Consider the following 22962-nt stretch of genomic DNA (forward strand, 5'->3'; position numbering starts at 1 on the left):
GGTGAATCTGGATGTGTATCATCCAGATAATGAGGATGAGTGAAGGCGTCGAATGGGGCTTGCACTGCTGTGTGACGCTGGCCTGGCTCGACGGTGAAGGGCCCGTGTCGACCGCTCGGTTGGCGGCTGCCTTCGAGCTGCCGGCCGCCTATCTGAACAAGCGGCTCCAGACCTTGGTCCGGGCCGGCATCCTCAGCTCCACGCCCGGGGCGCGCGGCGGTTTCCAGCTGGCCAGACCGCCCGAGCGGATCACCCTGATGGATGTGGTCGCTGCGATCGAGGGCACCGAGGACGCTTTCCGCTGCACCGAGATCCGACGGCAGGGAGCCGGTGCCGAGGCGTCCGACCGGGAGCACGGTCGGCCCTGCGGCATCTCCACGGCGATGCGCAAGGCCGAACTGGCCTGGCGGCGCGAGCTGGCGGCACAGACGATCGCCGATGTCGCGGCAGGGACCCCCGCCTCGGCGGTGGAACGCACCCGCCGCTGGTTCACCTCGGAGAGGACGCACAACTGATGGACACCGCGCACCAGACGGAAGCCGTACCCCGGATCTCCGCCGCTGCCGCCGACGCCTACCTCGACCGCATCGGCGCCGCACGCCCCGCGTCCCCCGATGCCGATGCGCTGCGCGCGCTGCACCTCAGCCATCTGCGGGCGGTCCCCTTCGAGAACCTCTCCCTCCACCTCGGCGAGGAGATCGTGCTGGCGGCGCAGCCACTGCTGGACAAGATCGTCGGCGCCCGACGCGGCGGCTTCTGCTACGAGCTCAACGGCGCCTTCGCCGCGCTGCTGCGGGCCCTCGGCTATGAGGTCGAGCTGCTGTCCGCCCGTGTCTTCGGCCCCGACGGGCTCGGCATCCCGTACGACCACCTGGCGCTGCGGGTGCACACGCCGAGCGGGCCGTGGCTCGCGGACGTCGGCTTCGGACGGAACAGCCACGCTCCGCTGCGCTGGGACAGCCGCGCCGAGCAGACCGACCCCGCGGGCGTCTTCCGGATCGAGGAGACCGACGAGGGCGACCTCGATGTGCTGCGGGACGGCGTCCGGCAGTACCGGCTGGAGCAACGTCCGCGGACGTTCGCGGAGTTCGAGGTCGGCTGCTGGTGGCACCAGACGTCGCCGAAGTCGCACTTCACCCAGTCCCTGGTGTGCTCCCGGCTGACGGAGAGCGGCCGTGTCACGCTCTCCGGCCGTACGCTCGTGACCACCGGCGCGGACGGAGCGCGGGTGGAGCGCCAGGTGGGCGCGGACGAGGTCCTCGCCGTCTACCGCGAGCACTTCGGGATCGTGCTGGACCGGGAGCCGGTGGTCTCCGGCTGACCGCCGGCGGTCTCCGGCTGACCGTGCGGCCCCGGGCCCGCCGCCCCAGCCGTGCTCACTCGGCCTCGCGCCAGCCCTCGTACTCCGCCGCGAGCGCGTCCAACCGCTCCGGGGCGTGGACCCCGTCCGGATCCTCGACCACCACCAGCCACTGGGCGTCCTCGGCGTCGTCCTCGCCGGCCAGGGCGTCCCGTACGAGCTGCGGCTCCTCGGTGACGCCGAAGCGTTCGGCCAACGCCTCGGCGACCTCCTCGGCGGCGTCGCGGTCGGGCAGGACCAGTACGTGTCGGGTGTGGTGTGCGGGCTGGGCGGCGTCGTCGTTCACCGGGCCATTGTCCGGCAGCGGGCCCGTGGCGCCGTCGGGCGGGGTGGGACGGCGGTCCGCGAGGCGGGTGCTCACGGGAGTGCTTCCGAGGGGTGCCCCGGGGAGCGCCCCGGGGAGCGCTCCGGGCAGCGTTGTCAGTGGCGCGTGGGATGCTGGACCGCGATGGCCAGGAAGACAGCTAACGACGACCCGCTCGCCCCCGTCACGATCGCGGTGGGCCAGGAAGACCTGCTGCTGGACCGCGCGGTGCAGCAGGTGGTGGCGGCCGCCCGGGCGGCGGACGCGGACACCGATGTGCGTGACCTCACCCCCGATCAGCTCCAGCCCGGCACCCTCGCCGAGCTGACCAGCCCCTCGCTCTTCGCGGAGCGGAAGGTCGTGGTGGTGCGAGCCGCACAGGATCTGTCCGCGGACACCATCAAGGACGTCAAGGCCTACCTCGGCTCGCCCGCCGAGGAGATCACGCTGGTACTGCTGCACGCCGGCGGCGCCAAGGGGAAGGGCCTGTTGGACGCCGCCCGTAAGGCCGGCGCGCGGGAGGTGGCCTGCCCCAAGATGACCAAGCCGGCCGACCGGCTGGCGTTCGTCCGGGGCGAGTTCCGGTCGGCCGGGCGTTCGGCGACGCCGGAGGCCTGCCAGGCGCTGGTCGACGCGATCGGCAGCGACCTGCGGGAGTTGGCGTCGGCCTGTGCGCAGCTGGCCGCCGACGTCGAGGGCACGATCGACGAGACCGTCGTCGCCCGCTACTACACGGGTCGGGCCGAGGCGTCCAGCTTCACCGTCGCGGACCGGGCCGTCGAGGGCCGGGCCGCCGAGGCGCTGGAGGCGCTGCGCTGGGCGCTGGCGACCGGCGTCGCCCCCGTCATGATCACCAGCGCGCTCGCCCAGGGCGTCCGCGCCATCGGCAAGCTGGCCTCCGCCCCGCGCGGCGCCCGCCCCGGCGACCTCGCCCGCGAGCTGGGCATGCCGCCCTGGAAGATCGACCGGGTGCGCCAGCAGATGCGCGGCTGGTCGGCGGACGGCGTGGCCACCGCGCTGCGTGCGGTGGCGGCGGCCGACGCGGGCGTGAAGGGCGGCGGGGACGATCCGGGGTACGCCCTGGAGAAGGCCGTGGTCACCATTGCCCGGGCGGCGCGGTCCCGCTGAGGCGACGGGGGCGACCGGAGCGAACCTCGACCGCCCCGGCCGAAGGCGTTGCCCCGCACCGCCCGGCCCCGGCCCCCGGCTGCCGAACTGACCGGCACCGGCCCCCCGGCTGCCGCACCGACCGCACGACCCCCGGCCCCTGCCGCACCCGCACCCACGACCGCACCCACGACCGCACCCACGACCGCACCCACGACCGCGACTGCACACGAACGCACGCACGACCGCACCCGCACCCGCACCCGTGAACCACCCGTCACCCGGACCCGTCACCCGGATCGATCACCCGGACCCGTCACCTGGCCCGTCAGCCGTCAGCCGTCACCCGGACCCGTCACCTGAACCGCTGGAGCTGCTTGAGGGTCTGGGTCGCGCTGGTCTTGAGCATGGTCGCGACCTCGGTCGCGGTCGGCTGCTTGCCGGAGCTGCTGCTCGACGCATAGCCCGCCCACGTCGACTGGTACGTCATCCAGCCGTCCCGGACGCCGAGGATGACGTAGGCGCCGTTGCTGGAGCCGCCCTGGTCGTTCCGGGTCACCAGATAGGCCTCGTCGCCGAGGCCCGGCACGGACTCGACCTTGTAGCCGATCGAGGTGTCCTGCTTCTCGTACGAGCGGTAGCTGTCGGCGAACTCCGGCGTGGGGTCGGCCTTCTTGTGGAGCGACACGGTGCTGTACAGCCAGGTCGAGGAGTAGTCGGGGCTGCCGGCGTTCTCCTGCTGCAACGAGATGTTGCACCACATGGTGTCCAGCGAGGGCTGCCGGGACGCGCTGTGCTGCGGGTTGGCGTCCTTGGCGGAGGTGCCGGAGCTCTCCTTGGCCTTGAAGTGGGCGTTCTCGAACGGGGTCATCGAGGTGTCGGCGCACAGATCGCTGGTGTAGCTGTAGCCCGCGAGGTCGGGGCTGGGTTCGGAGGAGAAGCCGCCGGTGGCGAACAGCAGGGAGCCCCAGATCGCGGAGGCGGCTATCGCGCCGCCGATCGCCCAGAGCCACCCGAACGCCCCCCGGCCCGGGCTGTCCGGGCCGCCCGGCGCGCCCGGTGCGCTACCGGCTCCGGCGGGGGCGCCGGGGGCCGGATAGCCGTAACCGCCGCCCGGCCCCTGTGGCGGGGCCGGCTGTGCGTACGGGTTCTGCTGTGCGGGCACCTGGCCGTAGGGGTTGGGCTGTGGTTGGGCATAAGGATGGTGCGGATGAGGATCCCCCGGTATGGACATGGCCGCAGGGTAGCGGAGCCCTCCGACAACGGACCCCCGGGCATGCGGTCCCAGCGCGCGCGACCCGCGGGCGGCGACGGCCGGCGCGCCACACGAGACGCTCCCGACCACACGGGGCACACCGCTGACAACAGCTGACCACATCGGGTACGGCGAAAGGCCCCGCCCGCCCCTGGGGAAGGGGCGAGGCGGGGCCTTCGCATCACACGAGAGCGGCTCCGTCAGCGGAACGAGCCGCTGGTGAGCCGGGGTGCGCCGCACCCGCGTGGCGAACGCAGGCCGTGTGCGGCGCGGTGGTGCACCGACCGGGGAGCGGTGAGAGGGGCCGCTGGGTCCCCGTCGGCGGAGGGTCTTGCAGGTGTTGCAGAGGTGCTAACAGGAGGCCCTGTAGCTACCGCAGATGCTGCGACCGGAGGATGATCAGGGCCCGGAACGGGCCGACGACCTCCTGCCGGAGAAGGTTCAGCCCTTGAGGGCGTCGACCTTCTTCGCCAGCGCCGACTTCTTGTTGGCGGCGGCGTTCTTGTGGATGACACCCTTGCTGACGGCCTTGTCGAGCTTCTTGGCCGCCTCGGCCTGAGCAACGGTGGCCTTCTGGAGGTCGCCGGCCTCGATGGCCTCACGGGTACGACGGATCGAGGTCTTCAGAGCCGACTTGACAGCCTTGTTGCGCTGACGAGCCTTCTCGTTGGTCTTGATCCGCTTCATCTGGGACTTGATGTTCGCCACGAAAGAGCCTTTTCAGGTTCGTTGGAGTTTCTCGGTGCGCCGCGCACGAGAGAGGGCACGCAGCGCAGTGGACCAGGCTACCAGCAGGGTCCATGGCGTCCCAAACCGGCCGGCGGCCCGGCCGGCGACCGCTGTCCGGCACCCGCCGAGCGGCCCTTCCGCGGTGCTGTTCGGCCGCATCCCGGGACGGCGCCGGGCCGCCCAATCCGGACCGACCCCGTCGCTCATGGGACCATAGGGGAAGACGTCACATACCCGAGTCCCGCCTACCCGCGTTCACTGAATGGACCCTGCGTGCCCGCGACCCCTACGAACGTGCCGGAGCCGAGCCGTACCGATCCGGCCCTCCTCCGTAACTTCTGCATCATCGCGCACATCGACCACGGCAAGTCGACGCTCGCCGACCGGATGCTCCAGCTGACCGGTGTCGTCGACCAGCGGCAGATGCGCGCGCAGTACCTCGACCGCATGGACATCGAGCGCGAGCGCGGCATCACGATCAAGTCCCAGGCGGTCCGGCTGCCCTGGAACCCCTCCGAGGGCGAAGAGGGCAGTGGGACGACCCACATCCTCAACATGATCGACACGCCGGGCCACGTCGACTTCACCTACGAGGTCTCCCGCTCGCTCGCCGCGTGCGAGGGTTGCATCCTCCTCGTCGACGCCGCCCAGGGCATCGAGGCCCAGACCCTCGCCAACCTCTACCTGGCGATGGAGAACGACCTCACGATCATCCCCGTCCTCAACAAGATCGACCTGCCGGCCGCGCAGCCCGAGAAGTTCGCCGCCGAGCTGGCCAACCTGGTCGGTTGCGACCCAGCGGACGTGCTGAAGGTCTCCGCCAAGACCGGCGTCGGCGTGCCCGAGCTGCTGGACAAGGTCGTCCGTGAGGTGCCGGCCCCGGTCGGCGTCAAGGACGCCCCCGCCCGCGCGATGATCTTCGACTCGGTCTACGACGCCTACCGCGGTGTCGTGACGTATGTGAAGGTCGTCGACGGCACGCTCGGCAAGCGCGAGCGCATCAAGATGATGTCCACCGGCGCCGCGCACGAACTGCTGGAGATCGGCACCAACTCTCCCGAGATGAAGCCCGCCGACGGCCTCTCCGTCGGCGAGGTCGGCTACCTCATCACCGGTGTGAAGGACGTCCGCCAGTCCAAGGTGGGTGACACGATCACCCAGCTCGCCAAGGGGGCGGAGGAGCCGCTCGGCGGCTACAAGGACCCCAAGCCGATGGTGTTCTCGGGGCTGTATCCGCTGGACGGCTCCGACTACCCCGAGCTGCGCGATGCGCTCGACAAGCTCCAGCTCAACGACGCCGCGCTGGTCTACGAGCCGGAGACCTCCGCGGCGCTCGGCTTCGGCTTCCGCGTCGGCTTCCTGGGTCTGCTGCACCTGGAGGTCGTCCGCGAGCGCCTGGAGCGCGAGTTCGGCCTCGATCTGATCGCCACCGCGCCCAACGTGGTCTACCGGGTGGACATGGAGGACGGCACCGAGCACGTCGTCACCAACCCGAGCGAGTTCCCGACCGGCAAGATCGACATGGTGCACGAGCCGGTGGTGCGGGCCACGATCCTGGCGCCCAGCGAGTTCATCGGCGCGATCATGGAGCTGTGCCAGACCCGCCGCGGCACGCTGCTCGGCATGGACTACCTCTCCGAGGACCGCGTCGAGATCCGCTACACCCTGCCGCTCGCCGAGGTCGTCTTCGACTTCTTCGACCAGCTCAAGTCCAAGACCCGCGGCTATGCGTCGCTGGACTACGAGCCCACCGGCGAGCAGACCGCCGACCTGGTCAAGGTCGACATCCTGCTGCACGGCGACAAGGTCGACGCGTTCTCCGCGATCACCCACAAGGACAAGGCCTACGCCTACGGCGTGCGGCTGGTCGCCAAGCTGCGCGAGCTGATCCCGCGGCAGAACTTCGAGGTGCCGATCCAGGCCGCCATCGGCAGCCGGGTGATCGCCCGGGAGACCGTCCGCGCCATCCGCAAGGACGTCCTCGCCAAGTGCTACGGCGGTGACATCTCCCGTAAGCGGAAGCTGCTGGAGAAGCAGAAGGAAGGCAAGAAGCGGATGAAGATGGTCGGCAGCGTGGAGGTCCCGCAGGACGCCTTCATCGCGGTGCTGTCCTCGGACTCCGACGGCGACAAGAAGAAGTAGCCGGGAGCGGGAGCGGCGGTCGGAGCAGGTGCGTCCGGGAGCCGCCCCGAGCAGCGGCAGCGACAGGGCGTCGGTCCCCGCCCGGGGCCGGCGCCCCGTCGTCGTCCTCCGCCCGGTTCCGCCCCGTTCCACCCTTTTGTGCGGCCCTGCCCTGCCTTTTACGCGGCCCTGCCCTGCTTGCCGTGGCCTGCACTGCCCGGGCCGCTGCCCGCTGCCCGTTGAAGCGACCCGTCGGGGTCACCTGCGGCTCGTGTGGACCGCACCGGGCGGCTCGGGCGGTGGCTCGACGGGATGAATGCGGAGCGCGCCGTTCCGCCAGAGCGTGCTCCCCGCCGCCCACTGTGGTCTGGTGAGGGTGATCGACCCGCCCGCGCATATCGGGCGATGCGAGTGCTACGTACACCTATCGCACTGGTCACATCGTGAACCAGTCGGCCGTAGCCCCTTACGCGTCGGCGCAACGCGCTCTACTCTGATCACTGCTCAAAGGTTACTCGCGAGTCACCACGCAACGAAGCGGGCCCCGGAGGACGCCGTGACGGACACCTACACGCTGATCGAAAACCGGCCGCCCTCGGTGGCACACCTCTTCCTGGAGCGCGTCGCGGCCACGCCCGACGTCGAGGCCTATCGCCATCCGGTCCCGCCCGCTTCGGGTCAGGGTCCCGACGGCTGGAAGGCGATCAGCTGGGCCGAGGCCGCGGACCGGGTCTACGCGGTGGCCGCCGGGCTCATCGCGCTGGGTGTACGCCCCGAGGAGCGGGTGGCGCTGGCCGCCAACACCCGCGTCGAGTGGATCTTCGCCGACCTCGGAGTGCTCTGCTCCGGCGCCGCCACCACCACGGTCTACCCCAGCACCAACGCCGAGGAGACCGCGTACATCCTGGCCGACTCCGACAGCCGGGTGCTGATCGCCGAAGACGCCGGACAGCTTGCCAAGGCCCGCGAGCAGCGGGCCGAGCTGCCCGACCTGGCGCATGTCGTCGTCATCGACGAGGTGGGCGTCGAGCCCGCGGCGGACGACCCCGAAGGATGGGTGGTCACCCTCGCCGAGCTGGAGAAGCGCGGCGCGGCCCATCTGGAGAAGCACCCGGAGTGTGTCAAGGAGCGGGTCGCCGCGCTGCGCGCCGACCAGCTGGCGACGCTGATCTACACCTCCGGGACCACCGGCCGCCCCAAGGGCGTGCGCCTGCCGCACGACTGCTGGGCGTACATGGCCCGCGCGATCCAGTCGACCGGGCTGATCACCCAGGAGGACGTGCAGTACCTCTGGCTGCCGCTGGCGCATGTCTTCGGCAAGGTGCTCACCGCGGGGCAGATCGCGACCGGCCAGGTGATCGCCGTCGACGGCCGGGTCGACAAGATCATCGAGAATCTGCCGGTCGTCCGGCCCACGTACATGGCGGCCGTCCCGCGGATCTTCGAGAAGGTCTACAACGGTGTCGCGGCCAAGGCCCGGGAGGGCGGCGGCGCCAAGTACAAGATCTTCCAGTGGGCCGCCGAGGTGGCCCGCGAGTACGCCAAGGTCTCCCAGGACAACTTCCGGCGCACCGGCAACGCCTCGGTGCCGTTCGCGCTCGGCGCCAAACACAAGATCGCCGACGCCCTCGTCTACGCCAAGCTGCGGGAAGCTTTCGGCGGCCGGCTGCGCGCCGCGGTCTCCGGCTCGGCCGCGCTCGCCCCGGAGATCGGCTACTTCTTCTCCGGCGCCGGCATCCACATCCTGGAGGGCTACGGCCTGACCGAGTCCAGCGCCGCCAGCTTCGTCAACCCCGGCGAGGCCTATCGCACCGGCACGGTCGGCAAGCCGCTGCCCGGCACCGAGGTCCGGATCGCCGAGGACGGCGAGATCCTGCTGCGCGGCCCGGGCATCATGCAGGGCTACCACGGCCTGCCGGACAAGACCGCCGAGGTGCTGGAGGAGGACGGCTGGTTCCACACCGGCGACATCGGCGAGCTGTCCCCCGACGGCTACCTGCGGATCACCGACCGCAAGAAGGACCTGATCAAGACCTCCGGCGGCAAGTACATCGCGCCGGCCGAGGTCGAGGGCCAGTTCAAGGCGGTCTGCCCGTTCGTCTCCAACGTCCTGGTGCACGGCGCCAACCGGAACTTCTGCACCGCGCTGATCGCCCTCGACGAGCCGACGATCATGGGCTGGGCCAAGGAGCACGGCCTGGAGGGCAGGACGTACGCCGAGGTCGTCGCCACCGACCAGGTCCGCGAGCTGATCGACGGCTATGTCGAGCGGGTCAACGAAGGCCTTCAGCGCTGGCAGCAGATCCGCAAGTTCCGGCTGCTGCCGCGCGACCTGGACATCGAGCACGGCGAGGTGACCCCCAGCCTCAAGATCAAGCGGCCGGTGGTGGAGCGGGCGTTCAAGGACCTGCTGGAGGAGATGTACGCGGGGACGCGGGAGGCGTAGCGGCGGCATTCCTGTGGGGTGGCCTCTGCGGGGTGGCGCCTGTGAGGTGACGCCTGTGAGGTGAGGTGAATCCTGCTGGGTGGCCTCTGCGGGGTGATCCCTTTCGTTGTGGGGGCGGGCCGGTGCGGTCCGTCCCGTAACGGTGTCCGGCGCGCCGGGTCGTCCTGTCGAAGATGCTCACACCACCCGAAGTCGCTCATTCCGCACGCAAGTTGCCCATAGCGGTGCATCGGCCCCACCCTTCGCGCATCGGCCAACTCCCACGGTGCGTCAGCCGAATTGACCGCTGCGACCTCCCACTTCCGTGACTCCGCGCTTATGGATGCGCTCGTTCTGTCACTCTGTCGGTGGCGCATCCGGCGCTGTAGCGGAGCTGCTCGGGAGTTGCTCAATGAGGACGACAACTTCGTCTCCACGGGACGACGACGTCACGGCGACGCGCACGCCGATGCCGTGCGGAACCGACGGCGGACCCGCGACGATCGGATCCGCGGCGACCGGATCCGGGACGGCCGGGCCCGTGACGATCGGACCTGGGACGGCCGGGCCCGCGATGGCTGGACCCGGTACCGAACCCGTCGCCGAACCCGCCGCCGGTCCCTGCGCAGGCCCCGGCACCCGTACCCGGCGGGCCGGGCTTCCCGGGAACCCGGAGGCCGCGGCCGCCGCCCGGCGGTTCGTCCGGGACTCCTTCGCCGACTGGACCGCCCAGCGGCTGCCCGGCGCGGAGGGACTCACCGACCGCCTCGCGGACGAAGCGGTGCTGCTGGTCAGCGAGTTGGTCACCAATGCGGTGGTGCACGCCGGCACCACCGTCGAACTCCGCTGCCGGCTCGACCCCGCGCCCGAGCCGGACGACGAGGCCGCCCCCGGCCCGGCGCCCCTGCCCGGCGTGGTCGTCGAGGTCTCCGACCGTCACCCGACGCGGCCGATCCGCGCCCGCAGGGAGAGCGCCGCCTCCGACGGCTCCGGCTCCGAAAGCGGCGGCCACGGGCTCCAGTTGATCAGTGCCGTCGCCGAATCCTGGGGCATCACCTACCAGCGCGCCCTGAAGACCGTGTGGTTCCGGCTCCCCGTGGACGCCCCGGGCGCCGGCACCCGGCCGGAGCCGGAGATCGCCTACGACGACCAGGCGCTCCACCGCGAACTGCGGGCCGCCGAACTCCTCGCCCCCGCCCCGCGCCGCCCCGCCCGCCGGGAGCCGGCTGCCGACCGGGTCGACAACGGCGCGCTCTCCTTCCTCGCCGAGGCCTCCGATCTGCTCTCCGGCCAGCTCGACGCCGACCAGGTCGCCGCGCTGGCCGCCCAGTTGATCGTCCCCCGGCTCGCCGACTGGTGCGCGGTCTGGCTCCATGACGGCGACGGCGGCGCACCCGGTCGGGGCCTCACCGCCGGCGGCCAGGAGCAGCGGCTGGCCCGCGTCTGGCACACCTGCGAGAGTCGGATCGACTCCCTCCGCACGGCGCTGGAGAAACAGCCGCCGGAGGTGCCGGGCGGCACCTCGCCCGGCGGCGTGCCGGCCGCCGCGGTCACCTGGCCCTGGCCGCACGAACCCGGCGGCCATGAACCGGGCGGCGCGGCACTGGCCTGCCCCCTGTCCGCCGGCGGCCGTCGGCTCGGCACGCTGCTGCTCGGCCGGGGCGGGTTGCTGCGCTTCCCCGACGAGGTGGTCGGACTGATCGAGGACCTGGGCCGCCGGGTGGCCCGCGCCGTGGCCACCGCCCGCGCCTACAGCCGCCAGGAGCGGATCAGCCAGGTCCTCCAGCGCAGGCTGCTGCCCAGGGGACGGGCGCGGGTGCCCGGGGTGGAGTCGGCGGTGGTCTACGAGCCCCGCGAGGGCGCCTGGGCGGGCGGCGACTTCTGGGACCTCTTCGACGCCGGGAACGGTCGCTGGTGCTTCGCGCTCGGCGACGTCTGTGGCAGCGGGCCGGAGGCGGCCGCGGTGACCGGGCTGGCCCGGCCGGTGCTGCGGCTGCTGGCCCGCGACGGCTTCGGCGTCGCCGAGGTCCTCGACCGGCTCAACAAGACCATGGCCCGGGAGGCCGCGGACTCGGTCGCGGCGGTCGCGGCGGCGGTGGCGGCGGCCGGCGCGGGCGCGGAGGCCCCGGTGGAGATCCGCGAGGAGGGCGAGCAAGCCCGCTTCCTCTCCCTCCTCTACGGGGAGATCGCCCCCTACCCCGGTGGTTCCGACGGCGCCCGCTGCACCCTCGCCTGCGCCGGCCACCCGCTGCCGCTCGTCCTGGGCGCGGACGGCGCGGTGCGGGTCGTCGCGGCGCCGCAGGTGCTGCTCGGGGTGGTCGAGGACGCCAGGTACGTCAGCGAATCGTTCGACCTCCGCCCCGGTGAGACTTTGCTGTGCGTCACCGACGGGGTCACCGAGCGCCGCTCCGGCCAGCGGCTCTTCGACGACGAGGACGGCCTGGCCAAGGCCCTCGCTGCGGGGGCCGGCCTCGACGCCACCGCCCTCGCCGACCACATCCGCAACACCGTCCACGCCTTCGACCCCACCCCGCCCGACGACGACCTGGCGCTCCTGGTCCTCCAGGCGGCGGGCGGGTGCCCATAGGACGCCCTTAGGGGGCCGTGGAGGGGATTCCGTAGGGCGGCGGGGGCGGGGGAGGGGGAGGGGATCGGTCCCGTAGGGCGTGTGGGAACAGATCCCGTAGGGGTTGGCTGGGCCCCCTGCGGGGCCACAACCGGGCGGGGCGGGGCGGTATTCCCGATTCCCGTGGGTTGGCGCGCCGACCACCGGAGGAACCGCAGGGCGTGCTGCCAAGGAGCGCTGCGAGGGCGTGCCGCGAAGGTGTGCCGCCGAGGCGCGCCACCAAGGCGCGCCGCGGGCGTACGCCGCGCGGGCATTGCCAGGGGCGTCGCCGGGGTGCGCCACGGGCGCGTTACGGAGGCGCTCCGCCCGGGCGCTCCGCCGTCGGGACCTCCGGGGAATCCGCGCTCCCCGCCGTCGGGAGCGCCAGGGAATCCGCGCTCCCTGCCGTCGGGACCTCCGGGGAACCCGGGCTCCCCGCCGCATGACGGACAATGGGTCCCATGCCTTCCGCACTGCCTGATGGTGAGCCGATGCCCGAGGACGGGGCGCTGCCCCGTCATGCGCTGGCGGGGGCGGCCGGGCGGCCCCTCGGCTTCTATCTGCACGTGCCGTACTGCGCGACCCGCTGCGGCTACTGCGACTTCAACACCTACACCGCGAGCGAGCTGCGCGGCTCCGGCGGCGCCCTGGCCTCCCGCGACAACTACGCCGACACGGTCGTCGAGGAGATCCGGCTGGCCCGCAAGGTGCTGGGCGACGACCCCCGCCCTGTCGAGACGGTCTTCGTCGGCGGCGGCACCCCGACCCTCCTCCCGGCCGCCGACCTGGCCCGGATGCTGGCCGCGATCCGTGACGAGTTCGGCCTCGCCGCGGACGCCGAGATCACCACCGAGGCCAACCCGGAGTCCGTCGACCCGCGCTACCTGGCCGAGCTGCGCGAAGGCGGCTTCAACCGCGTCTCCTTCGGCATGCAGAGCGCGCGGCAGCACGTCCTGAAGATCCTCGACCGCACGCACACCCCGGGCCGCCCCGAGGCCTGCGTCGCCGAGGCCCGCGCCGCCGGCTTCGACCACGTCAACCTCGACCTGATCTACGGCACCCCCGGCGAGACCGACGACGACTGGCGGGCGTCCCTCGACGCTGCCCTCGGCGCCGGCCCCGACCACGTCTCCGCGTACGCCCTGATCGTCGAGGAGGGCACCCAGCTGGCCCGCCGGATCCGTCGCGGCGAGGTCCCGATGACCGACGACGACGTCCACGCCGACCGCTACCTCATCGCCGAGGAGGCCCTGACGGCAGCCGGTTTCCACTGGTACGAGGTCTCCAACTGGGCCACCACCGAGGCCGCCCGCTGCCGCCACAACGAGCTGTACTGGACCGGCGCCGACTGGTGGGGCGCCGGCCCCGGCGCCCACAGCCACATCGGCGGCGTCCGCTGGTGGAACGTGAAGCACCCCGCCGCCTACGCCCAGGCCCTGAGCGAGGGCCGCTCCCCGGGCGCGGGCCGCGAGGTCCTGGCGGCCGAGGACCGGCGGGTGGAGCGCATCCTGCTGGAGCTGCGACTGTCCGACGGCTGTCCGCTGGACATCCTCGCGCCGGAGGGGGCCCGGGCGGCGGAACGGGCGCTGGCGGACGGGCTGTTGGAAGCGGGGCCCTACGGGGACGGCCGCGCCGTGCTGACGCTCCGTGGACGGCTGTTGGCGGACGCGGTGGTGCGGGATCTGGTGGACTAGTACTCGAACGAGTGATCCGATGCCAAGAGTATGAGGCCGCGCCTAGTCTGCTCCTAACCTGTGCCGTACACACGGCGACAGGAAACGGAGGCCACGGAGATGACCGCTGTGGATGAACGCCGGATGATGAAGCTCTTCGAGGACCTCGATGTTCCCGAGGGGGTCAAGGTCGAGCTCCTCCGGGGGAACATCGTGATGATGGCGGGGCCGGATGTGGTCCATAACGACATCGTGGAAGCTGTCGTGGACCAATTTCCGAGGAAGAAGTGGCGGCGTCTGCAAACCCAGGATGTCGCACTCCCTCAAGAATCGAGTGAGCCCCAGCCAGACCTCGTTCTGGTGGAGCGCGGAACAGGAGCCGAATCGGGGCGACTGATGCCGCCCGAGGTGATCAGAATGGTCGTCGAGGTTGTCTCCAAGACCAGCGTTGACCATGACTACGTCATCAAGCGCTCGATCTACGCGGCTGGCAAGCTTCCCATCTACCTGATCATCGACCCCATCGTGGCCCACTGCGTCCTCCTCGCCGAGCCCACAGGCGTGGGGGAGAGTGCCGACTACAGGTCGCAGTCGATCTACAAGTTCGGCGACCCGGTGCCGTTGGACCAGCTCGATGCCGTACTCGACACCAGCGAGTTCCGGACCCTCGCCGACGTCAAACGGCACCGCCGACCGTGACGAAGTCGATCAGCTCCTCCACCCGCCCCAGCAACGCCGGCTCCAGGTCCCGGTAGGACCGCACGGACGACAGAATCCGCTGCCACGCCGCCCCCGTGTTCTCCGGCCAGCCCAAGGCCCGGCACACCCCCGTCTTCCAGTCCTGCCCGTGCGGCACCGCCGGCCAGGCCGGGATCCCCACCGACGACGCCTTCACCGCCTCCCACACGTCGATGTACGGGTGGCCCACGACGAGCACGTGCTCGCCCGTCACCTCGGCCGCGATCCGGGACTCCTTCGAGCCGGGCACGAGATGGTCCACCAGCACCCCCAGCCGGGCGTCCGGACCGGGGGAGAAGCCGCGGACGATCGCCGGGAGGTCGTCGATGCCCTCCAGGTACTCCACGACCACGCCCTCGATCCGCAGGTCGTCGCCCCAGACCCGCTCGACCAGTTCGGCGTCGTGGCGCCCCTCCACGTAGATGCGCCCGGCGCGTGCGACCCGGGCGCGGGCGCCGGGCACGGCGAGCGAACCCGATGCCGTACGGGCCGGGCCGCTCGGCGCCGGCCGGCCCTGCGGGCGGACGAGGGTGACCACCTTGCCCTCCAGCAGGAAGCCGCGCGGCACCATGGGGAAGACGCGGTGCTTGCCGAAGCGGTCCTCCAGGGTGACGGTCGGCCCCTCAGCGGTCTTCTCGCAGCGGATCACGGCACCGCAGAAGCCCGTGGTGACCTCCTCGACGACCAGATCGGGATCGGCCGGCACCTCGGGCGCGGGCTGCTGCTTCTTCCAGGGGGGAGTGAGGTCGGGGCTGTAGCGCTTGCTCTGCATGGGGCCTGTTCTGTTCGGGTCGGAGGGGTGGCTCGGGTCGAAGGCGTGGCGGGCCGGGGCGGCCGGTCGGGGTGGCGGTCAGTTCGGATCGATGGGGCCGGTCGTGGTGTCGGATCAACGGGGGCGGGTCGTAGCGTCGGAGCAATGGGGGCGGGGTGTAGTGGCGGTCAGGACGAACGGGGGACGCCGAAACGGGCGGCCAGGGCGTCCCGCTGGGCCCGGACGAAGGCGGCGTCCACCACCGCGCCATGGCCGGGTACGTACAGCGCCTCCTCGCCGCCGAGTGCCAGCAGCCGGTCCAGGGCCGCCGGCCACTGCTGGGGCAGCGCGTCCGGGCCGGCCTGCGGTTCACCGGACTCCTCCACCAGGTCGCCGCAGAAGACGATCTCCCGGGCGCCGTGCCGGCCGGGTACGAGAACGGCCAGGTCGTGGGCGGTGTGGCCGGGGCCCACATTGGCGAGCAGCACCGTGCGGTCGCCCAGGTCGACGGTGAGCTGACCGTGCACATGATGGTGCGGGACGACGAGCAGATCGGTGGCCTCCGCGGCGGCGTCCCGGTCCACGCCGTGGCGCACCGCGTCATGCCGCAGCTCGTCCTTGCCCCGGCGCAGCAGCAGCTCGCCCAGGCCGGCCGCGCCGAAGACCTCGACACCCGCGAAGGCCGCGGTGCCCAGTACATGATCGAAATGTGGATGGGTGAGCGCGACATGCGTCACGTCCCGGCCCAGTACGCCGCGGACCGAGCGGCGCAGCTCCGCGCCGTCGCGGATGCTCGCCCCGGTGTCGACGATCATGATCCCGGCCGTCCCGGTGATCACGCCGATCGTCTCGTCCCAGCCCGGCATCCGGCGCCGGACGACGCCTTCACCGAGCTGTTCCCACCCGGCCTCTTCCCAAGCAGTGCGCATACCGAGACGCTAGCTCCATCGCGATAGCGTTGCCCGGCAGATCGCCCGAACACGGTCATCGGCCACGCGCTGTGCGAGGCCACCCTTGCCGTGCCCGTGCTACCCGGCCGTACACTGGCTCCGGGTCTGGCACTCGGCCCGGGTGAGTGCCAGGAGAACGAGACGGCGGGACGGCCGGACTGGAGGTGCGCGGGATGCTCAGTGAACGCAGGCTCGAAGTGCTGCGCGCCATCGTCCAGGACTACGTCGGCACGGAGGAGCCGGTCGGCTCCAAGGCGCTCACCGAGCGCCACAAGCTGGGGGTGTCCCCGGCCACCATCCGTAACGACATGGCGGCGCTGGAGGACGAGGGCTTCATCGCCCAGCCGCACACCAGCGCCGGGCGGATCCCGACCGACAAGGGCTACCGTCTCTTCGTCGACAAGCTGGCCGGCGTCAAGCCGCTGTCCAGCCCCGAGCGGCGGGCGATCCAGAACTTCCTGGACGGTGCCGTGGACCTGGACGACGTCGTGGGCCGCACGGTCCGGCTGCTGGCGCAGCTGACCCGGCAGGTCGCGGTCGTGCAGTACCCGTCCCTGACCCGCTCCACGGTCCGGCACGTCGAGCTGCTGGCGCTGGCCCCGGCCCGCCTGATGCTCGTCCTGATCACGGACACCGGGCGGGTGGAGCAGCGGCTGATCGACTGCCAGGCGCCGTTCGCCGAGACGTCCCTCGCGGACCTGCGGGCGCGGCTGAACAGTCGGGTCGTGGGGCGCCGGTTCACGGACGTGCCCCAACTGGTGCAGGATCTCCCGGAGTCCTTCGAGCAGGACGACCGCGGTACGGTCTCGACAGTGCTGTCGGTGTTGCTGGAGACTTTGGTGGAGGAGACCGAAGAGCGGCTGATGATCGGCGGTACCGCCAATCTCACGCGCTTCGGACACGACTTCCCCCTGACCATCCGTCCGGTACTTGAGGCCCTTGAGGAGCATGTGGTGCTGCTCAAGCTCCTCGGGGAGGCCAAGGACTCGGGCATGACCGTACGCATCGGGCATGAGAATGCCCACGAAGGCCTGACGTCCACCTCGGTCGTCACGGTCGGCTACGGTTCGGGCGACGAGGCAGTCGCCAAACTCGGCGTGGTCGGACCGACCCGCATGGACTACCCCGGAACGATGGGAGCGGTACGCGCAGTGGCACGTTACGTCGGACAGATCTTGGCGGAGTCGTAAGTGGCCACGGATTACTACGCGGTCCTGGGCGTTCGGCGCGATGCCTCGCAGGACGAGATCAAGAAGGCCTTCCGGCGGCTGGCGCGGGAGCTGCACCCGGACGTGAACCCGGATCCCAAGACCCAGGAGCGGTTCAAGGAGATCAACGCCGCTTACGAGGTCCTGTCGGATCCGCAGAAGAAGCAGGTCTACGACCTCGGCGGCGACCCCCTCTCGCAGGCCGGCGGTGCCGGCGGGGCGGGCGGCTTCGGCGCGGGCTTCGGCAACTTCTCCGACATCATGGACGCCTTCTTCGGCACCGCGTCGCAGCGCGGCCCGCGGTCGCGCACCCGCCGCGGCCAGGACGCCATGATCCGGCTCGACATCGAGCTGAACGAAGCGGCCTTCGGCACGACCAAGGACATCCAGGTCGACACCGCCGTGGTGTGCACGACCTGCACCGGCGAGGGCGCCGCCCCCGGCACCTCCGCCCAGACCTGCGACATGTGCCGCGGCCGCGGTGAGGTCTCCCAGGTCACCCGGTCCTTCCTCGGTCAGGTCATGACGTCCCGGCCGTGCCCGCAGTGCCAGGGCTTCGGCACGGTCGTGCCGACGCCGTGCCCCGAGTGCGCCGGCGACGGCCGGATCCGCTCCCGCCGCACGCTGACGGTGAAGATCCCGGCCGGTGTCGACAACGGCACCCGCATCCAGCTCGCCGGCGAGGGCGAGGTCGGCCCCGGCGGCGGCCCTGCCGGTGATCTCTACGTCGAGATCCACGAGCTGCCGCACCCGGTCTTCCAGCGGCGCGGTGACGATCTGCACTGCACGGTCACCATCCCGATGACGGCGGCGGCGCTGGGCACCAAATGCCCGCTGGAGACGCTCGACGGGGTGGAGGAGATCGACGTTCGGCCCGGCACCCAGTCCGGCCAGTCGATCCCGCTGCACCAGCGCGGCGTGACCCATCTGCGCGGCAACGGCCGAGGCGACCTGATCGTCCACGTCGAGGTGCAGACGCCCACCAAGCTCGACCCCGAGCAGGAGGAGCTGCTGCGCCGGCTCGCCAAGCTGCGCGGTGAGGAGCGGCCCACGGGCCAGTTCCAGCCGGGGCAGCAGGGGCTGTTCTCGCGTCTGAAGGACGCGTTCAACGGCAGGTAGGCGGTACCGCCGGGGGGGTCGTCCCTGGTTCGGAGCGGTGTGTTGGGCGTGACACGATGTGCGCATGCCCACCGCACTGACCGATCTCTGCCGGCACCCGATCGTGCAGGCCCCGATGGCCGGAGGCGGCTCCGGACCCGAGCTGGCCGCTGCCGTCTGCGGCGCCGGCGGCCTCGGTTTCCTCGCCGCCGGCTACAAGACCGCCGACGGCATGTACCAGGAGATCAAACAGCTGCGGTCGCTGACCGACCGGCCCTTCGGCGTCAACCTCTTCATGCCGCAGCCCTCCCTGGCCGACACCTCCGCGGTCGACGTCTACCGCGAGCAACTCGCCGGCGAGGCCGCCTGGTACGAGACCGAGCTCGGCGACACCGACGGTCCCAGCGACGACGGCTACGAGGCCAAGCTCGCGATCCTGCGGGAGGACCCGGTGCCGGTGGTGTCCTTCACCTTCGGCTGCCCCTCGCGCGCCGTCCTCGACTCCTTCGCCAAGGTCGGTACGTACACCGTCGTCACCGCCACCACCGCGGCCGAGGCACAGGCCGCCCAGTGGTCGGGGGCGGACGCGGTCTGTGTGCAGGGCGTGGAGGCGGGCGGCCACCAGGCCACGCACCGGGACGATCCGCACCTGGACGGGACCGGTGCGGGCCTGGGGCTGCTGGCGCTGCTCGGCCAGGTCCGTGAGGCGGTGCAGATCCCGGTGATCGCCGCGGGCGGGCTGATGCGCGGCGCGCAGATCGCCGCCGTGCTGGCCGCCGGGGCGACCATGGCGCAGCTGGGCACCGCCTTCCTCGCCACCCCCGAGTCGGGTGCCAACCCGCTGCACAAGCAGGCGCTGACCAACCCCCTGTTCACGCATACGGAGTTGACCCGGGCGTTCTCCGGGCGCCCGGCCCGAGGCCTGGTGAACCGTTTCCTGCGCGAGCACGGCCCGTACGCCCCGGCCGCCTACCCCGCCGTCCACTACCTCACCTCCACCGTGCGCAAGGCCGCGGCCAAGGCGGGCGACGCGCAGGGCCTGAACCTCTGGGCGGGGCAGGGGCACCGGCTGGCCCGGGAGCTGCCCGCCGCGCAGCTCATCGAGGTCCTGATGGCCGAACTGGACGCGGCGCGCGCCTCGATGAACCTGCCCGCCGACGGCGGTGTCGCCTCATGACCGCGCCGGTCTTCCTCGTCGATTCGCTCGCGGACGTACGGGCCGGCGGCACATTGACCCTGGACGGCCCCGAGGGGCGGCATGCGGTGTCGGTGCGCCGGCTGCGGGTCGGCGAGGAGGTCGTGCTGACGGACGGTCAGGGCGCCGGTGCCTACGGCACGGTGGCCGCCGTCGAGGGCAAGGACCGGCTCACCGTGGCCGTTGCGGAACTGCGCACCGAGGAACCGCCGAGCCCCACCCTCACCGTCGTCCAGGCGCTGCCCAAGGGTGACCGCGGTGAGCTGGCGGTCGAGACGATGACCGAGACCGGCGTGGACGCCATCGTGCCCTGGCCGGCGGCGCGTTGCGTCACCCAGTGGAAGGGCGAGCGGGCCGCCAAGTCGCTGGCCAAGTGGCGCGCCACGGCCCGGGAGGCCGGCAAGCAGTCGCGCCGGCTGACCTTCCCCGAGGTCGCGGACCCGCTGACGACCAAACAGGTGGCGGCTCTGCTCGCCGACGCGGACTTCGCCGCCGTCCTCCACGAGGAGGGCAGCTCCCCGCTCGCCACCGCCGAACTCCCCACCACCGGCCGCATCGTGCTCGTGGTCGGCCCGGAGGGCGGCGTCTCCCCGGAGGAGCTCGCCACCTTCGCCGAGGCCGGTGCCAAGCCGTACCGCCTGGGCACGACCGTGCTGCGCACCTCCACGGCCGGCACCGCGGCGACGGCACTCCTACTGGGACGCACGGGGCGCTGGAGCTAGCTGGAGCTGGCTGGGGCTGGCCGGGGCTGGCTGGGCAGCGGGAATACCGGCCGGGCGGCGCCGCGTTGAGGGCCCCACAGGGGGCGCTCGCGTCCCCTACGGGAAGTGTTCGCCCCGCCCCTAGGGAGACGGAGACACCCCCCAGGGCCCGCCCACCTCACCCCCCGCCGTCGCGGCAAACCTCAGACCGCCGCCGGCTGCATGATCGCCCCGGCCGTCGCCACCAGCTCCGCCAGGCTGCCGGTGAACGTCGGCAGCAGGTGGAGGCAGACCGCCCAGGCCTCGATGTCGGTGCCCAGATGCTCGCCGGTCAGTGCGGCGGCCCGAGCCCGCAGTCGTTGGCGATCCGTCTGCCGGCCGGGGGAGTCGACGACCTTCAGGAGATGCGCGAGGGCCGTCCGGGCGGGGCCGGAGCGGGTCAGCAGGTCCTCCGGTGTGAGCGCGCCGCGCTCCAGCGCCCGCCGGACCCATGAGGCGTCGTGGCGCCCGCCCTCGGGAGTGCGGGCCAGCAGCTCCAGCAGCAGCTCGCGCGGGCAGTCCGTGCACTCCGCGAGGTACTCGGCGAGGTTGTCGGTCAGTCCGCCGGAGCGGTACGCCTCGACCAGCGCGGGCCAGGGGAGCGCGATGCCGTCACCGGTCAGCTTGCGCGCCTGCTGACCGGCGTCGTAGGCCGGCGTCTTGGTGAGGAACGCCACCAGCTTCGCCGGCTCCTCCTCGGCGGCCAGCCGGGCGCGCAGCTGCCGCAACCCGTCGGGGGCGTCCAGGGCCTTCTCGGTCTGCCGGCGCAGGGTGACCGGGAGGCGGTCCAGCGCCAGGACCTCGCGCACCGCGTCCGGGCCGCTGCGCTCCCACACGGATATCAGCAGCCGCAGCCGCGCCGCCGGTATCTGAAGCCGCAACCGTCCGACGATCGTGCGGGCGACGCCCGGATCACCGGATTCCAGGCCCGCGACGAGCCAGTGGCGGTAGTGGCCGAGGTTGGTCTCGTCCAGGACGTGCAACAGCTCCTGGGGGACGGTGCGGGTGCCGCCGCCGCGCAGCCGGCCGGCGAGCATCCGCTCCCGCTCCCGCTGGTCGATGCGGCAGTGGAAGAAGAGGTTGGCGTCCACCCGCGGTTCGTCGAGGTCCAGCAGCGCGGTGAGCTGCTCCTCGGAGAGGGAGTGGGTGGAGGCCTGCGCGGCCGCCGCCGACACGCCGTGGGCGGCCAGCACCGCGTCCCGGACGGCGGGCGTCGGATCGCCGTACACCAGGAGGTGTTGTACGGCCCGGGCGTCGAAGTGCGGTACGACGGCGATCTGGGCCTCCTCGGAGGCGCACTCGAACAGGCCCAGGAACGCGGCCCGGGACGCCTCGGGGGCGGTCGCGGGGAACACCGCCTCCAGCGGACGCGGCCAGGTCGTGCTGCGCTTCCTGCGGGAGGTGTCATCGGCGGCATCACCGATCAGCTCGGCCACGCTGCCCTGGGCCCGCCCCATCCGGGCGTAACAGGTCAGCCAGTTGACCGGGTCCGTGCCGAGCGGTTCGAGCAGATCGGCGAGGGCCTCGCGGGTCGGCTCGTGGTCGTACGGCAGGGCCTTGAGCACCTCGGTCGCCGGGCCGACCTCGGCCAGTACCCGGTCCACGGGCAGCCAGCCCGCGCGGATGCCGCGCCCGAGGACCTCGTCGAAGTCCAGCTTGCCCGCCCGGGCCTCGGGCCCGAGCAGGGCCTCGAAGGGCAGCTCCGCGGCGAGCCGCGCGGCGACCCCGGGAGTCTCGCGGAAGCTCTCCATGACCAGTTCGCGGGGGCAGCCCTCCCACTTGATCAGCCGCAGCAGCCGGTTGCCGCCCCAGTAGCCCCGGCCGCGGCGGTGCTCCGAGCCGAAGGGCTGGCGGAGGTGCTCCCGGCGGACGAGCTCCCAGTCCAGGCCGTCGGGCTTCGCCGGCGGCTCGTAGCCGTCCCGGATCATCAGCACGGCGCGCAGCGCGGCCGGGTCGGTCCACTCCCCGGCCGGCCGGCGTTCGCTCAGGAAGGCCTCCGGATCGGCGGCGGTCGCGGCGGACCGCAGCAGGTCCAGCAGCCCGGGGTGCCCGAGGTCGATGTCCTCCGCCCCCTCGACGGCACGGACGAACGCGGCGATCCCCTCGCCGCCCGCGAGCCGGGCCAGGGCGACCGCGGCGTCCAGCACGGCCGGCAGCGGGAGGTTCGGCGCCAGCCGGACCAGGGCGTAGGCGATCAGTTCGGGGAACGGGCCGGTCAGCGCCGGTGCGAGCTCGACTCCGGTCGCCTCCTCCTGGAGCAGCGGGACGAGACCGTCCTCGTCGTACCAGCGCGGGTCCGAGGCGTCGGCGGCGCCCAGGACCGCCGCCAGCAGGCCCGGGACGTCCTTCACGCGCCGCGGGTACTGGGAGGCGGGGTGGTACCGCGCGCCCCACAGCTCCCGGGCGATCACCGGATCGCCGGTCCCGGCCGCCCGGATCAGGAACGCCTCCTCGTCGGACTCCCACGCGGCCCGCAGCGCCGCACCGCCCGGCCCGACCAGCTCCGCCACCCTCTGCGCCGGCAGCCCGAACCGCTGGGACAGCGCGGCCAGCAGTTCCGGGCGCAGCCGCTCGGCCAGCGCATCGGCGGTGTCCGGATCGGCGAGGCGCAGCGCCAGGCGGAGTGCGGTGGGCGAGCTGTCGGTCACGTGGTGGGTCCCTTCGCGTGCGGGCGTGCGACGTCCTGCGGAGCGGCGCGGGGCC

The 22962-nt window shown here is 72.3% G+C and carries 18 protein-coding genes; 12 read left to right on the top strand and 6 right to left on the bottom strand.

The genetic code is table 11. The annotated features are described in order from the left end of the window. Positions 1-29 precede the first annotated feature (29 nt). Together AB0C96_RS06650 and AB0C96_RS06655 are read left to right on the top strand one after the other, a co-directional pair. Complete coding sequence (locus AB0C96_RS06650; protein ID WP_362914359.1) at positions 30-515, top strand: Rrf2 family transcriptional regulator; 486 nt, start codon at positions 30-32, stop codon at positions 513-515. After that, a complete protein-coding gene (locus AB0C96_RS06655) occupies positions 515-1321 on the top strand; it encodes an arylamine N-acetyltransferase (protein ID WP_362914361.1) in 807 nt (268 codons plus the stop codon). The genes AB0C96_RS06650 and AB0C96_RS06655 overlap by 1 nt, the downstream gene beginning before the upstream one ends. 55 nt (positions 1322-1376) lie before the next feature. Here the strand turns inward: AB0C96_RS06655 and AB0C96_RS06660 are convergent, their stop codons facing one another. Continuing rightward, on the bottom strand, positions 1377-1646 hold the full coding sequence (locus AB0C96_RS06660) for a hypothetical protein (protein WP_362914469.1): 270 nt from the start codon (positions 1644-1646) through the stop codon (positions 1377-1379). Between the two features lie 162 nt (positions 1647-1808). Between AB0C96_RS06660 and holA the strand changes: the two genes are divergently transcribed. Continuing rightward, positions 1809-2792 carry a DNA polymerase III subunit delta gene (holA, locus tag AB0C96_RS06665; protein WP_362914363.1) on the top strand — a complete coding sequence of 328 codons (984 nt, stop codon included), beginning with the start codon at positions 1809-1811 and terminating at the stop codon, positions 2790-2792. A gap of 334 nt (positions 2793-3126) precedes the next feature. Here the strand turns inward: holA and AB0C96_RS06670 are convergent, their stop codons facing one another. Next, positions 3127-4005: a hypothetical protein gene (locus AB0C96_RS06670; RefSeq protein ID WP_362914365.1), complete on the bottom strand. Its 879-nt coding sequence runs from the start codon at positions 4003-4005 to the stop codon at positions 3127-3129. A gap of 462 nt (positions 4006-4467) precedes the next feature. Then, positions 4468-4734 carry a 30S ribosomal protein S20 gene (rpsT, locus tag AB0C96_RS06675; protein ID WP_362914367.1) on the bottom strand — a complete coding sequence of 89 codons (267 nt, stop codon included), beginning with the start codon at positions 4732-4734 and terminating at the stop codon, positions 4468-4470. 294 nt (positions 4735-5028) lie between these two features. Between rpsT and lepA the strand changes: the two genes are divergently transcribed. The 5 genes from lepA to AB0C96_RS06700 all read left to right on the top strand — a co-directional run bounded on the left by lepA (position 5029) and on the right by AB0C96_RS06700 (position 14278). Continuing rightward, the gene (gene lepA / locus AB0C96_RS06680) at positions 5029-6897 is read left to right on the top strand and encodes a translation elongation factor 4 (RefSeq protein ID WP_362914369.1); all 1869 of its coding nucleotides are present in this window, start codon (positions 5029-5031) and stop codon (positions 6895-6897) included. 535 nt (positions 6898-7432) lie between these two features. After that, positions 7433-9322: a long-chain fatty acid--CoA ligase gene (locus tag AB0C96_RS06685; RefSeq protein ID WP_362914371.1), complete on the top strand. Its 1890-nt coding sequence runs from the start codon at positions 7433-7435 to the stop codon at positions 9320-9322. Positions 9323-9875: 553 nt separating this feature from the next. Continuing rightward, positions 9876-11888, top strand: a complete 2013-nt coding sequence (locus AB0C96_RS06690; RefSeq protein ID WP_362914471.1) for an ATP-binding SpoIIE family protein phosphatase — start codon at positions 9876-9878, stop codon at positions 11886-11888. A 479-nt stretch (positions 11889-12367) separates the two neighbouring features. Next, positions 12368-13600, top strand: a complete 1233-nt coding sequence (hemW, locus tag AB0C96_RS06695) for a radical SAM family heme chaperone HemW (RefSeq protein WP_362914373.1) — start codon at positions 12368-12370, stop codon at positions 13598-13600. Positions 13601-13699: 99 nt separating this feature from the next. Next, complete coding sequence (locus AB0C96_RS06700; protein WP_362914375.1) at positions 13700-14278, top strand: Uma2 family endonuclease; 579 nt, start codon at positions 13700-13702, stop codon at positions 14276-14278. Here the strand turns inward: AB0C96_RS06700 and AB0C96_RS06705 are convergent. Further along, a complete protein-coding gene (locus AB0C96_RS06705; RefSeq protein ID WP_362914377.1) occupies positions 14256-15089 on the bottom strand; it encodes a DUF3097 domain-containing protein in 834 nt (277 codons plus the stop codon). The two genes, AB0C96_RS06700 and AB0C96_RS06705, sit on opposite strands and share 23 nt — an antisense overlap. 167 nt (positions 15090-15256) lie before the next feature. Continuing rightward, a complete protein-coding gene (locus AB0C96_RS06710) occupies positions 15257-15997 on the bottom strand; it encodes an MBL fold metallo-hydrolase (RefSeq protein ID WP_362914379.1) in 741 nt (246 codons plus the stop codon). Positions 15998-16191: 194 nt separating this feature from the next. On the opposite strand from AB0C96_RS06710, the gene hrcA reads away from it, so the two are divergent. The 4 genes from hrcA (at position 16192) to AB0C96_RS06730 (ending at position 20241) form a co-directional block, all read left to right on the top strand. Next, the gene (gene hrcA / locus AB0C96_RS06715) at positions 16192-17208 is read left to right on the top strand and encodes a heat-inducible transcriptional repressor HrcA (RefSeq protein WP_362914381.1); all 1017 of its coding nucleotides are present in this window, start codon (positions 16192-16194) and stop codon (positions 17206-17208) included. Then, entirely contained in the window at positions 17209-18345 is a 1137-nt protein-coding gene (gene dnaJ, locus AB0C96_RS06720) for a molecular chaperone DnaJ (RefSeq protein WP_362914383.1), read from the top strand. 64 nt (positions 18346-18409) lie between these two features. Beyond that, complete coding sequence (locus AB0C96_RS06725; protein WP_362914385.1) at positions 18410-19501, top strand: nitronate monooxygenase; 1092 nt, start codon at positions 18410-18412, stop codon at positions 19499-19501. Further along, the gene (locus AB0C96_RS06730; protein WP_362914387.1) at positions 19498-20241 is read left to right on the top strand and encodes a 16S rRNA (uracil(1498)-N(3))-methyltransferase; all 744 of its coding nucleotides are present in this window, start codon (positions 19498-19500) and stop codon (positions 20239-20241) included. Before AB0C96_RS06725 ends, AB0C96_RS06730 begins: the two co-directional genes overlap by 4 nt. 182 nt (positions 20242-20423) lie before the next feature. Here the strand turns inward: AB0C96_RS06730 and AB0C96_RS06735 are convergent, their stop codons facing one another. Continuing rightward, the gene (locus tag AB0C96_RS06735) at positions 20424-22907 is read right to left on the bottom strand and encodes a hypothetical protein (RefSeq protein ID WP_362914389.1); all 2484 of its coding nucleotides are present in this window, start codon (positions 22905-22907) and stop codon (positions 20424-20426) included. Positions 22908-22962 lie beyond the last annotated feature (55 nt).

It is taken from the genome of Streptomyces sp. NPDC048506 (assembly GCF_040651315.1).
In the GTDB taxonomy this organism is placed as follows: Bacteria; Actinomycetota; Actinomycetes; order Streptomycetales; family Streptomycetaceae; genus Streptomyces.